The sequence below is a fragment of the Taibaiella helva genome, assembly GCF_003545695.1.
In the GTDB taxonomy this organism is placed as follows: domain Bacteria; phylum Bacteroidota; class Bacteroidia; order Chitinophagales; family Chitinophagaceae; genus Taibaiella; species Taibaiella helva.
This window is the reverse complement of record NZ_QUZZ01000016.1, coordinates 38,271-50,288: the sequence shown is the minus strand read 5'-3', so window position 1 is coordinate 50,288 and position 12,018 is coordinate 38,271. Positions and strand designations below refer to the sequence as shown.

At 51.7% G+C, this 12,018-nt stretch carries 11 protein-coding genes; 3 read left to right on the top strand and 8 right to left on the bottom strand.

Annotated features, from left to right (window positions below):
• Window positions 1-41 precede the first annotated feature (41 nt).
• The 7 genes from DZC79_RS19455 to DZC79_RS21380 all read right to left on the bottom strand — a co-directional run bounded on the left by DZC79_RS19455 (window position 42) and on the right by DZC79_RS21380 (window position 6,591).
• Window positions 42-746, bottom strand: a complete 705-nt coding sequence (locus DZC79_RS19455) for an SDR family oxidoreductase (protein ID WP_118953289.1) — start codon at window positions 744-746, stop codon at window positions 42-44.
• Window positions 747-978: 232 nt separating this feature from the next.
• The gene (locus DZC79_RS21385) at window positions 979-1,305 is read right to left on the bottom strand and encodes a class I lanthipeptide (RefSeq protein ID WP_157977289.1); all 327 of its coding nucleotides are present in this window, start codon (window positions 1,303-1,305) and stop codon (window positions 979-981) included.
• Window positions 1,306-1,334: 29 nt separating this feature from the next.
• Window positions 1,335-2,135, bottom strand: a complete 801-nt coding sequence (gene proC / locus DZC79_RS19445; protein WP_118953287.1) for a pyrroline-5-carboxylate reductase — start codon at window positions 2,133-2,135, stop codon at window positions 1,335-1,337.
• 21 nt (window positions 2,136-2,156) lie between these two features.
• A complete protein-coding gene (locus DZC79_RS19440; protein ID WP_118953286.1) occupies window positions 2,157-3,032 on the bottom strand; it encodes a hypothetical protein in 876 nt (291 codons plus the stop codon).
• 222 nt (window positions 3,033-3,254) lie between these two features.
• The gene (gene accC / locus DZC79_RS19435) at window positions 3,255-4,733 is read right to left on the bottom strand and encodes an acetyl-CoA carboxylase biotin carboxylase subunit (RefSeq protein WP_118953285.1); all 1,479 of its coding nucleotides are present in this window, start codon (window positions 4,731-4,733) and stop codon (window positions 3,255-3,257) included.
• A 42-nt stretch (window positions 4,734-4,775) separates the two neighbouring features.
• Window positions 4,776-6,122 (bottom strand): UDP-N-acetylmuramate--L-alanine ligase, encoded by a 1,347-nt coding sequence (locus tag DZC79_RS19430; RefSeq protein ID WP_118953284.1) that lies wholly within the window; start codon window positions 6,120-6,122, stop codon window positions 4,776-4,778.
• Window positions 6,123-6,285: 163 nt separating this feature from the next.
• Window positions 6,286-6,591 (bottom strand): hypothetical protein, encoded by a 306-nt coding sequence (locus DZC79_RS21380; protein WP_157977288.1) that lies wholly within the window; start codon window positions 6,589-6,591, stop codon window positions 6,286-6,288.
• On the opposite strand from DZC79_RS21380, the gene DZC79_RS19420 reads away from it, so the two are divergent.
• The 3 genes from DZC79_RS19420 (at window position 6,590) to DZC79_RS19410 (ending at window position 11,421) form a co-directional block, all read left to right on the top strand.
• Window positions 6,590-7,909: a M16 family metallopeptidase gene (locus DZC79_RS19420; RefSeq protein ID WP_118953282.1), complete on the top strand. Its 1,320-nt coding sequence runs from the start codon at window positions 6,590-6,592 to the stop codon at window positions 7,907-7,909. The two genes, DZC79_RS21380 and DZC79_RS19420, sit on opposite strands and share 2 nt — an antisense overlap.
• 82 nt (window positions 7,910-7,991) lie before the next feature.
• Window positions 7,992-10,052, top strand: coding sequence for a M16 family metallopeptidase (locus tag DZC79_RS19415; RefSeq protein WP_118953281.1), 2,061 nt, complete (start codon window positions 7,992-7,994; stop codon window positions 10,050-10,052).
• Between the two features lie 109 nt (window positions 10,053-10,161).
• On the top strand, window positions 10,162-11,421 hold the full coding sequence (locus tag DZC79_RS19410) for an ABC transporter permease (protein WP_118953280.1): 1,260 nt from the start codon (window positions 10,162-10,164) through the stop codon (window positions 11,419-11,421).
• A 21-nt stretch (window positions 11,422-11,442) separates the two neighbouring features.
• On the opposite strand, the gene DZC79_RS19405 is transcribed toward DZC79_RS19410, so the two are convergent.
• Window positions 11,443-11,958, bottom strand: coding sequence for an ExbD/TolR family protein (locus tag DZC79_RS19405; protein WP_157977287.1), 516 nt, complete (start codon window positions 11,956-11,958; stop codon window positions 11,443-11,445).
• Window positions 11,959-12,018: the final 60 nt, after the last annotated feature.

The following is a 12,018-nucleotide window of genomic DNA, read 5'->3' as shown; positions in this document are numbered from 1 at the left end:
TGGCTTCTTGTTGCCTTTAACACAAATTTTTATTTGTACAACTATCCGGGGACCGCGGGCCGTACCTCTATTTTGCTGGGAAGGGTACGCGCCGGCATACGGATCAGGTCAACCACGATCTGTCCTATGTCTTCGGGCTGTATCTTCCAGGCATCCTGTTCGCTCACTGTATGGTTATTGAATTGCGTGGCTACTGAGCCCGGCATAATGGTGGTTACCTTAATGCCTTCCTTCCGCACATCGAGCATCATGGCTTGTGTAAAGCCGACCAGGCCGAATTTACTGGCATTGTATGCTGTGCCTTCCGGTAGGAAGTTGGCGCCGGCAAGGCTGGCAATCGTAATGAAATAGCCTTTGCTTTGCCCGAGAGAGGGCAGGGTAGCCTTAGCTGTATAAAAAACACCGGTAAGATTGGTATCGATGGTTTCTTTCCAGGTATCGATGGTCATGGTTTGTACCGGCGCAAAATGACCGACACCGGCATTGGCGATCACATAATCGATCTGCCCCCATTGCTGCAGGGTCTTATCTACGGCCCGTTGCTGGGAGGCAAGGTCGCGTACATCGGCTTCGAGGCCCAGAGCATAGCCGGGCTGTATGGCATTAAGCTTTGCCGCTGCTTCTTCGGCGCCGGCCAGGGAACGGCTGGTAAGGGCCACGCGTATGCCCTGGCGGATCAGGGCCTCAGCCACACCGTAGCCGATGCCTTTGGAACCGCCGGTAATCAATGCTGTTTTAACAGACATAGCTCTATAATTTGATGGTAGTAAAACAATAAAATGCAGTGCAGCGGAAGGGTTCTCAGTGTTCCGCTTACCGGCTGTAAATGTCGCCGTTTTTTGCGGAAGATAAAGCAAGCATGATGCAAAAAAAATGATGCAGCCATAAGCACAATCAAATGTTCTCCATCCTGTAAAGACAAAAGGTAAAGCCTTTGTTGAGCTTTACCTTTTTTATGCGATCAATGTTAAACAGGGATCAGCAGATATTTTCGCAGCTGGCAAATCCCGTATGCTGCGGTGCGCAGGTTCTTACGGTTTCGCAACGGCTAAGAGTTCCTCCTCCTGCTACTGCCGTTTGCTGTTGCTGATTCAGTTGAGCAAGGGTTACTTTGTTCAGGGTAAGCTTTGCTTTCAGTGAAATGCTTTTCTTTTTCATAAAAAAAATTGAGTCTGATGATCCTTCCCTGTCTCTAATCTTAATCATGCCATGGGTAGGTTGTTCAGCATGGTCTGCCCTTGCAGACGATACCAAAGTTAGCTTCCATTCAAAGCGCGGGGAATACCAGCTTCCCTGTATATTCAAATACAGGTTTTATCAGGATAATGCCTGTATTACATATCGGTTTGTATCTTCCGGTAGCTGGTCACAATGCCGCGGATCAGCGAGGAGCTGAAGCCCTGATGCTCCATTTCGTTCAGGCCGGCAATGGTGCAGCCTTTAGGCGTGGTAACCTTGTCGATTTCCTGTTCGGGGTGCGTGTGTCGCGTCAATAGCAGTTCCGCAGCGCCTTTCACGGTCTGCGCAGCAATAAGCGAGGCTGTCTGTGCATCGAACCCTATCTCGATACCGCCCTGGATATTGGCCCTGATGTAGCGCATAGCATAAGCTGTGCCGCAGGCGCCCAGCACCGTCGCGGCATCCATCAGCTTTTCATCGATGAAGACCGTTTTACCAAGACGCCTGAACAAAGCATTGACATAGTCCGTTTGTGGCTCGGTCACACCGTCGGCACAAATACAGGTCATGCTTTCCCTGATGGCGATCGCCGTATTGGGCATGGCCCTGAACAGGCTGAACCCTTCGCCCAGCATGCCGCGCAGGTCACTGAGCCATACGCCGGTTATTACGCTCACGATGGTGTGCCGTGCCGGATCGAGAACGGGTTGTAGAGAGGCCAGTATTTCCTTTACCTGGAAGGGTTTTACCGCCAGGATAAGCCAATCGGCCTGCCTGGCGGCAGCGGCGTTGTCTTCAGTAACTGTAACGCCTTGTGCGGCCAGCCCGGCCAGGGCAGCGGTATTCCGCCGGGTAACAATAAGCTCCTGCGGCTGTGCAAAGCCGCTGCTGATAAGGCCTTCGGCTATGGCAACACCAAGATTGCCACCGCCTATGATGGCAAGTGTTGTGTTCATGATAAAAAAGTATCGGGGTATTTAAAGCGACAAGCCTGGCATGATAACATTAACGATCTCCCAGTAGCCGTTTATCCAGGCCATGCTGATCCTGAAAGGGGCTTCTACCGTCTCTGTTTCTTTGCTTTCCAAAGTAGCATTGTAAGTGATCATTCCCTCCGCATAACCGGGGCCTTCCGGCTCTCCGTTCCCCTCTTCAAAAGCAATATTGCTGATCCGGTAGCCGCCGTTATCGAAAGAAAGGTAAGCCGCAAAGATGTTCCGGATATGGCCCAGGAACTGCTCTTTGGTATACACACCGTCGTTGTCCGTACGGAAGGTATCACTGAAAATAAAGCTTTGCTCATCGATCTGACGGTCGAGCCACATTTCCAGGAAGTCTTCGGCAATGCCCTCTATGGTCAGCCGGTGGTTGGGATGAAATTCTTCATAAATAAAATGGTTCACCATTTCCGGGATATCGAATTGCTGGGTCTCATGCTGGAACAGCTCCTCGGTGATGAACTTGTACTTGAGCCGCGCAGGATATTCGGCACCGTAATCCACTTCGATATTTTTATCCCGCATAAAAACCTCCAGCCGCTCAAGCTCTTTTTCGATCTGCTCATCGTTCAGCGCAGCAGCGTCCCTGAAGTCTTTGGGCTCGCCCAGTATCTTGTAAATGCTTACCTCGGCGACGCTGTCCAGCTGCCGTTCGAAGGCGAGGATATTGTTGAGGAAAGCATGCTCCACCTCCGGCGGCACGTCTTCCAGCTGGTGAATATCGGCGCCGGTCTCCGCCTGCAGCTGCAGGCGCAGCAATTCGTTTTCGATCCTCAGCTGCTCTTCGGGATCATCGCTGAACCGTTCTTCTTCCCCTTCGCCATCCTGCTCTTTGTAATCATCATCTGCTTTCATAAAAGGAATAATTTATTAAATTACTGTGTATTGCAAATACGGTTCCGCACTGCATAAAGCTAAAATATTTGCATGGCAAACAGAAATTTTATTTCCGTTAAAAAAGGTTAAGCCTACAGGGGCAAAACCCCGGCTGCCTTTCTCTGAAAACCGGACGGACAGTGCCATCCACAAGGCAAGGTCAAAAAAAGTGCGGAACCGGTCCGCACTTTTTGAATCAGATCAATTCCGCTGCATCTTCCAGCGGGAAACATTGCCACCGCTTACCGCAGCCTGCATTTCCTTCTTCCCTTTGTCCCAGAGGATGCCGGCCAGCGCGGCGGCCACCGCGGCTTCGTCTTCGGTTTCATGCACCAGGTACTCCGGCTTAAAATATTTGGCAATAAAATTCGTATCGAATTTACCCTCCACAAAAGCGGGCTGGCGCACCGCCCATTTACCGAAGCCCAGCGTGGTCTGGATGCCCTGTATCCTGTATTCATCAACGGCACGGCACAGGCGGTCTATAGCCTCATTGCGGTCGCGCCCCCATACCACCAGCTTGGCGATCATCGGATCGTAGAAAATAGGAATGTCCATACCCTGCTCATAGCCGTCGTCCACCCGCACGCCTGGTCCCTGCGGCCGGATGTAGATGTTGAGCCGGCCGGTATCGGGCATGAAGTTGTCCATAGGATCTTCGGCGCAAACACGCAGCTCGATCGAGTGTCCGTTGATATGAAGGTCTTCCTGGGAAAAAGACAGCTTTTCGCCACGCGCCACCCTGATCTGCTCTTTGACCAGGTCGATGCCGGTGATCATTTCCGTTACACAATGCTCTACCTGCAGGCGGGTGTTCATTTCGAGGAAGTAAAAATTAAGCTGCTCATCCACCAGGAACTCAACAGTGCCTGCACCATAGTATTTACAGGCACGGGCTACATCCACGGCGCATTCGCCCATCGCTTTGCGGATATCGGGCGTAAGGCAGGAGGAAGGCGCTTCTTCGATCAGTTTCTGGTGGCGTCGCTGTATAGAGCATTCGCGTTCGAACAGGTAAACATAGTTGCCCATCTGGTCGCCCATCAGCTGTATCTCGATGTGCTTGGGCGAGCCCACGTATTTTTCAATAAAGACATCGTCATTGCTGAAGACGCTCAGCGCTTCGCTTTTGGCCATACGCATCTGCTCTTCCAGCTCGTCGGCGCTGTTCACCACGCGCATACCTTTACCGCCGCCGCCGGCCGAAGCTTTGATCAGGATGGGATAGCCCACGCTTTCGGCGACATCACGGGCCTCTTCATAGCTCTGCAGCGGCTTGTCGGTGCCGGGCACCATGGGTACGTTAAACTTCTGTGCCGCCTGCTTGGCTGCGATCTTGCTGCCCATGATCTCTATGGAATGGGCCGAGGGACCGATAAAGGTAAGCCCCGCTTCCGCTACCGACCGGGAGAAGTCGGCATTCTCGCTCAGGAAGCCATAGCCGGGATGAATGGCATCGGCGCCATAGGCTTTAGCGACTTCGATGATCTTGTCGGCACGTAGGTAAGACTGGGCCGAAGGGGCAGGCCCTATGCATACCGCTTCATCGGCATAGGTAACAAAAGGCATGTTGCGATCAGCTTCGGAAAAAACAGCCAGCGTTTTGATGCCCATTTCTTTTGCAGAGCGCATTACTCTTAAAGCAATTTCGCCACGGTTGGCGACTAAGATTTTGTTCATTTATTACGGTTATTATACAGATTCGGATAAAAGAGCAGCGGCTCAGAACGAGGAGAGGTCCATACCGTCAAAGGTGCCGGAGCTCATCAGCAGCAGGCATACCGGCCTGTCGCTTTTGCCGGCAGCCTCCCTGATCCAGGCTTCCAGCGCGTCCTTCTGCTCAAACACAGCCAGCTTGTCGTTGGCGAAATGTTGCTTGACTTCTACGGGATCGAGTGGGGGCAACCCTTTCAGTTCCAGGGCATGGGCGCTGAAGAACAGCGCGCCATGATCGGCAGGGTCCATAGTATGGGCATACTCTTTCAGGAAGGCGCTGTTGAGGCTGCTGAAGGTGTGCAGCTCGAAGCAGGCGATGAGTTCGTGGCCGGGAAAACGTTCCCTTACGGCGCTCAGCGTGGCCTTTAGCTTGGAGGGCGCATGAGCAAAATCGCGGTAAGCGATAAAGCCCTCCCTTTCGGTTATCTTTTCCAACCGGCGGGCAGCACCGCTGAAGCCAGCTATGGAACGGTAAAAACCAGCATCGCTTATGCCAAGTATATTGCACACCTTGCGGGCAGCTTCCATATTCTGCAGGTTATGGCTGCCAAAGATCTGCAGGTTTACTTTTCCCTCAGAAGTGTTGAGCACGACAGCGTTGTCCGTTACCTTGAAATTGGGCGTTACATAAGGCATCAGCTTCAGGTGCGACGCTTCCTTTTCCACCAGGTATACGACTTCCTTATCTTCTGCATTATAGATAAGGACGCTGCCCGTTTCCATTTCCCTCAGGTAGATCGCAAACTGCTCTTTGTACTGCTCAAACGTGGGAAATACATTGACATGGTCCCAGGCAATGCCGGTAAGCACCGACACCTGCGGATGGTAAAAATGGATCTTGGGCCGCTTCTCGATCACGGAGGCAGGATATTCATCGCCTTCCAGGATCAGCACCGGCGCCTCGGATATTCTTACGGAGTGCTCAAAACCTTCGACGCGGGCGCCCACCAGGTAGTCGAAATCCATTTGCTGATCGCGCAGCACATGCATGATCATCGAGGTGGTAGTGGTTTTGCCATGGCTTCCGGCAACAACGACACGCTTTTTGTCGCGGGAAGCTTCGTACATGTATTCAGGGAAAGAGTAAACCGGTATACCAGCTTCCCTTGCTTTTTTCAATTCGGGGTTGTCTTCTTTAGCGTGCATGCCGAGAATAACGGCATCGAGCTGACCGGTTATTTTCTCAGGAAACCAGCCGTAGGCCAGGGGCAGCAGGCCATAGTGGCGGAGATTGGTGCGGGCAGGATCGGTTATTTCATCGTCGCTTCCGGTAACCGTATACCCTTTCAGGTGAAGAGCTATAGCCAGCTGATGCATAATAGCCCCGCCCACAGCAATAAAATGTATGTGCATTTATTAAATTTTGTATTAATTTCGTGCAAAAATAATAACCGTTTACCTAAACGGGATTTTTATTTATCATTGCAGCAAAGTACCAATAACAATTTTAAATAAAATCATTCTGGAAATGAAAAAAATGAACAAATTCTGGAGCGCGGCCTTGGTGGGTGCCTTGTTATGTCTGATGATGCAGTCCTGCGCTTCTTCCCGCAATAAATACGGATGCCCTGAAAGGATCCAGTCGTTTGTATCGTTGCTTTCCATCAGGTAATTTCTTCCGGCGCCCTGTCCCTGCCTGGTCGTTTACACTATTCCGATGCTGTTTTCCGTTATGGGAAACAGCATTTTTCATTTCGCCTGCAACCAGTTTGTTAGTTAATGTATCAAAAACATTCCGTAAAAGAATTCCCCTGGAAGGTGTGAATGTTAATTTGCTTATTCTGTTATCTTTGCGAACAATAAAATCAAAATCAAATTTCATGAAACGTTTTTTCCTGAGTGCTGTTCTGTTTGCTGGCGGCGCCTTCTCGGTGTCTGCACAGGAGGGGAATATCAAATTCACCGAGTACGATCTGCCCAACGGGCTGCATGTGATCCTGCATGAGGATCATGCAGTGCCCATCGTATCGGTGTCGGTGATGTACCACGTCGGCTCTAAGAACGAAGACCCCTCCCGTACCGGGTTTGCTCACTTTTTCGAGCACCTTCTTTTTGAAGGTACGGACAACATCCAGCGCGGAGAATATATGAAGCTGGTGCAGAACAATGGTGGCGTGCTGAACGCCAATACCTCCCAGGACAGGACCTATTACTTTGAAGAGCTGCCGGCCAACCAGTTGGAGCTGGGCCTGTGGATGGAAGCGGAGCGTATGCTGCATGCCAAGATCGACAGCACCGGTATCGAGACCCAACGTAAGGTGGTTAAAGAAGAGAAGAAGATGCGCTACGACAACAGCCCCTACGGCATGTGGCAATCCCTGATCTTTGAAAACGCCTTTACCAAGCATCCCTACCGCTGGACGCCCATCGGTAAAGAGCAATACATCGACCAGGCCAAGGCCAGCGAGTTCATGGATTTCTATAAGACCTTTTATGTACCCAACAACGCTGTGCTGGTGCTCGCAGGCGACTTTAAGCCCGAGCAGGCCAAAGAGTGGATCAATAAATACTACGGCGATATTCCAAGAGGTACCGGCGAAGTGCCCCGGCCTAATGTTGCAGAGCCTGCGCAGACCAAGGAAAAGCGCGTTAAATACAACGCCAATGTACAGCTGCCTATGGTAGTGCTGGCCTATCATGCCCCCAAGATGGGTACAGATGATATGTATGCGCTCGAGCTGCTAAACCAGCTCCTGTCGCAGGGCGCCAGCTCCCGCCTGCAGAAGCAGGTGGTGGACAAAGACCAGAAAGCCGTGCAGGTGGGCGCCTTTAACACTCCACTGGAAGATCCGGGCCTGATGATCACCCTGGGTATTGCCGCCCGCGGCGTTACTGCCGCTGAGCTGGAAAAAGCCATGAAAAACGAGATCGAAAAAGTAAGGGATAACCTCATCAGCGAAGAGGAATTCAAAAAGCTGCAGAACCAGGCTGAAAACAGCTTTGTATCGCAAAATGGCCGCATTGCCGGTATTGCAGAATCGCTGGCGACCAATTACACTTATTTCCACGATACCAATCTCATCAATACAGAGCTGGCCCGTTATCAGAAAATTACACGTGAAGACCTGAAAAGAGTAGCGGACAAATATTTAACCAAAGACAATTGCGTAGTGCTGTACTACGTTCCCAAAGGGCAATAAGCCTGGACAACGCAAAGAAATTATCTAAAATTCCGGTGGATAGCAGTCTTATCCATCCTATTTCAAAAAATTGATCCATAAAATGAAAAAGATACTCTTTTCTATAGCTGCTTTATCGCTGTTTACTGCTGTACACGCGCAAAAGCTGGACAGAAGCATTCGTCCGAAGCCGGGGCCCGCACCGGAGATCAAGCTGGGCGATGCCGAAAGCTTTACCCTGGATAACGGGCTTAAAGTTTTTGTGGTGGAGAACCACAAGCTGCCTGCAGTAACCTATTCTATCGTTCTTGATATCAGGCCGGAACCGGAAGGCGGCAAGAGCGGTATGCACAGTATGGTAGGCGAGCTGATTACCGCCGGTACCAAAACCCGCTCCAAAGACAAGTTCGATGAAGAAACCGACCGCATCGCCGCCAATATCGGCGCCAGCAACAGCAGCATTTTCGGCCGCTCGCTGACCAAATACCAGGACCAGATGCTGGAGCTTATGAGCGACGCTTTGCTGAACGCCAATTTTAAGCAGGAAGAGCTGGACAAGCTGAAAAAGCAGGCTCTATCCGGCCTGGAGGCCAGCAAGACCGATCCGGACGACATGCTTAGTAATGTAAGCAGCGTGCTGAATTACGGTGTTAACCACCCTTATGGACAGGTGACCACAGAGGCTACGGTCAATAATATTACCCTGGCCGACTGCAATGCTTATTATAAAAAGTACTTCCGTCCCAATGTCGCTTATATGGCGATCGTAGGCGATATCAACCTGGCCAAAGCAAAAGAGATGGCCAATAAATATTTCGGTAAATGGGAAAAGGCCGACGTACCCCGCAGCCAGTACCCTGCTGCAACGGCTCCGGCCAAGACTCAGGTAGCCTTCGTGCCCCGCGACGGCGCGGTGCAGAGCGCGGTGAGCATTACCTATCCCATCGACCTGATGATCGGCACACCTGATGTGATCAAGACCCGTATCATGAACCAGGTGCTGGGCGGCAGCTTCCAACGTCTCGATCGTAACCTGAGGGAAACCCACGCCTGGACCTACGGCTCTAACTCCTCCATCTCTTCCGACGATATCGTGGGTAATGTGGACGTGAATGTACAGTGCCGCAACGAAGTAACCGACAGCTCCATTGTCGAAATGATGAGGGAAATGGATAACATGCGGAACACACCGCTTACACAGGAGGAGCTGCAGGGCGCTGTTAATTTCATCAGCGGCGTATTCGCGCTCGGCCTCGAAAGCCCGCAAACCATCGCCCAATATGCGATCAACATCGAGCGGTACAAGATGCCGAAAGATTATTACAAAAATTACCTCAAAAACCTGAGCGCGACCACAACCGCCGACATACAGGCTGTCGCACAGAAATACCTGAAACCTGCTAACGCCAATATCATCGTGGTGGGTAACAAGACCGAGTTGCCCAAGCTGAAAAAATTCGGCGAGGTGAAGTTTTATGACAACTACGGTAACCCGACCATCGTGACCGAATCCAAAGTGATCGACGGCGTAAGCATCGACCAGGTGCTGGATAAATACATCAATGCGATTGGCGGTAAAGCAGCTCTTGAAGGTCTGAAGGACCTCTCTATCGTATCCAATGTGGTTGAAGGCGGACAGGAATACACCCAAAGCGTGGTTGTCCTTTCCCCTTCCCACATTAAGCAAACGATTACTGTGGACGGCCAAGTGATGCAGAAGATGGTGATCAATGGCGAGACCGGCTATGCCGAAGGCGGCGGACAGAAACAAACCCTGCCTGCCGAAGCCATCAAGGAATACAAGCCTGAAGCCGACCTGCAGTTGCTGCTGCACCCCTCACAGCACGGCGTTAACTTTACGCTGCTGGGTAAAGAGGTAGTGAACGGCCAGGAAGCCTATAGCGTAGAGCGCGTAGAGAACGACGGCCATAAGAAGACCATCCAGTCATATGATGTAGCTACAGGCCTGCTGGTGAAAGAAGTAGAGAGCACCAACGAAGGCCTTAAATCCAAAGTCGAGATCCGGACCCTTTCCGACTATCGTGAGGTAAAGAACGGCAACGGATATAAGATCCCCTATGAATCAAAGACCCTGACCGGCGGCGGCACTAAAGTATCTTCGGCCAAAGCCAACAGCAATCTGAAAGAAAGCGATTTTAAATAAGCATTTTCCTTTCCCTTTTAAAAGAGTGGTGGTATCTTTGCCGCCACTCTTTTTTTGTGGCCGTAAGCCTTTGCCTGCGGCCTGTTACCGGCGACCTTAAGCGAAAACTGTGTTTGCAACCCTCCGAAAAGAACTTTTGCTGCTGCTGCGCGACCCCGGCGGGCTACTGTTGCTGTTGCTGATGCCGGCAGCGCTCATTATCGTTATGGCCGTGGTGCAGGATGCCCCTTACCGCGATTACCAGGAAATGAAGTTCGAGATACTGGTCGCCAATAAGGATAAAGGGAATACCGGTACGAAGCTGATCGAAGGGCTGAGAAAGAACAAAAGCTTCATTATGATCGACAGGCTGCAAGGTGTAGCCGTTACCGAGGAGCAGCTGAAGGCCAGCCTTCGCGACGGTCAATACAAGATGGGCATTGTGATCCCTGAAGACGCCACTGCTTCCCTGATCAACACTTCCAACAAGCTCGCCAACGAAATGGCCGGCGCCATGGGCCTTCCGGCAGGGTTACCGGTCCAGGGCCGTCAGGATAGCGCTGCGATTCAGCTGTTGTTCGACCCTGTGGTGAAACCCTCTTTCCGTAGCGCCTTGGGCTTCGCCCTCAACCAGTATCTTACCCAGGTCAAGACGGAGATATTGCTGCAGCGTCTGAGCCGGATGAACGGTAGTGGCGATAAGCCGGTAAACCTGGAAAGTATGAATGTGCTGGCAGTTGCCGAGAAAAGCCTTGACAACGGCCCCTCCGTCAATCCCTCTATGAACTCAACCCAGCACAACGTGCCCGCATGGGCCATCTTCGGCATGTTCCTGATCGTGGTGCCGATCTCCGGCAATATGATCCGCGAGCGGGACGAAGGCAGTGCGCTGCGTATCCGGCTTATTCCCACAGCCAACAAAAGGGTAGGGCTGGGCAAGATCGTCTTCTATATCCTGGTATGCATACTCCAGTTCTTCGTGATGATGCTGGTGGGTATTTTTATCCTGCCGCTCTTCGGCCTGCCACAGCTCACGCTGGGCGCACATGCCCTGAACCTCCTGCCCATGGCCTTCGCCATTTCCTTTGCCGCAGTGAACTACGGTTATTTCATCGGCAGCATTTTCAAAACAGCCAACCAGGCGATGCCTTTCGGTGCGATCTCGATCGTGCTGTTCTCGGCCATAGGTGGCGTATGGGTACCTGTCGAGATCCTGCCTGAAGTGATGAAAAAGATCGCTCTTTTCTCCCCTTTGCATTGGAGCCTGGAAGGCGTGAACGAGGTGATCCTCCGCAACAGCGGCTGGAAAGGAATACTCAAACCTTTCGCTATACTGGTTGGCTCGGGCGTTTTGCTGGGTATCATGCCTGTATTCCTGGGTAAAAAGTAACAGCGCCATCAGGCTTGACGTCTATTGAAACGCGGCATATACTGCCTTAACTTCTTCCGGGCTGATATCCACCATTGCGGCCTGCCGTATGTCCAGGATATCCATTTCATCGAACAGGCCGATAATATCGGCCACTGTTGCCGTGGCATGCGGCTTGATCAGCACCTGTAGCTGCCGTTCGCTTGCTATGGGCCTGACGCGAAGTACCTTTTGCTTATCCTGGAGCAGGGCCTGCAAGGCTTCTTCTGTGTCCGCTCGCTTAAGCGGTACATCCGGCCGGAACAGGCCCTCATAATAATAGATCCGGTGACCTTTGGCCGGCATCAGGGTAATGGCTGAGGGTTCATAAAAGACCGTGGTGGCCGGGAAAGGAGCATAGGGCATCTGGATGTCCATGACTTTCAATTTGGCCATAGTCGTCGTCATCATGAAGAAAGTGATTAGGAGAAAGCCCAGGTCTACCATGGGTGTGAGATCGATACGCGGATTATTTCTTTGCCGGCGGTTCCGCCCGGCAGCGATCAGGAGCTCTGCCATAATGTTTGCTTTCATCATGAGACTGCGCGGCACCGGAATTCCATAAAAACGCTGAGGGAT

Excerpts from the sequence above, each read along its gene's own strand:
- DZC79_RS19455 (WP_118953289.1), bottom strand. The coding sequence starts at position 746 with ATGTCTGTTAAAACAGCATTGATTACCGGCGGTTCCAAAGGCATCGGC.
- proC (WP_118953287.1), bottom strand. The coding sequence starts at position 2,135 with ATGAACACAACACTTGCCATCATAGGCGGTGGCAATCTTGGTGTTGCC.
- DZC79_RS19440 (WP_118953286.1), bottom strand. The coding sequence starts at position 3,032 with ATGAAAGCAGATGATGATTACAAAGAGCAGGATGGCGAAGGGGAAGAA.
- accC (WP_118953285.1), bottom strand. The coding sequence starts at position 4,733 with ATGAACAAAATCTTAGTCGCCAACCGTGGCGAAATTGCTTTAAGAGTA.
- DZC79_RS19430 (WP_118953284.1), bottom strand. The coding sequence starts at position 6,122 with ATGCACATACATTTTATTGCTGTGGGCGGGGCTATTATGCATCAGCTG.
- DZC79_RS19420 (WP_118953282.1), top strand. The coding sequence starts at position 6,590 with ATGAAACGTTTTTTCCTGAGTGCTGTTCTGTTTGCTGGCGGCGCCTTC.
- DZC79_RS21380 (WP_157977288.1), bottom strand. The coding sequence starts at position 6,591 with ATGAAATTTGATTTTGATTTTATTGTTCGCAAAGATAACAGAATAAGC.
- DZC79_RS19415 (WP_118953281.1), top strand. The coding sequence starts at position 7,992 with ATGAAAAAGATACTCTTTTCTATAGCTGCTTTATCGCTGTTTACTGCT.
- DZC79_RS19405 (WP_157977287.1), bottom strand. The coding sequence starts at position 11,958 with ATGGCAGAGCTCCTGATCGCTGCCGGGCGGAACCGCCGGCAAAGAAAT.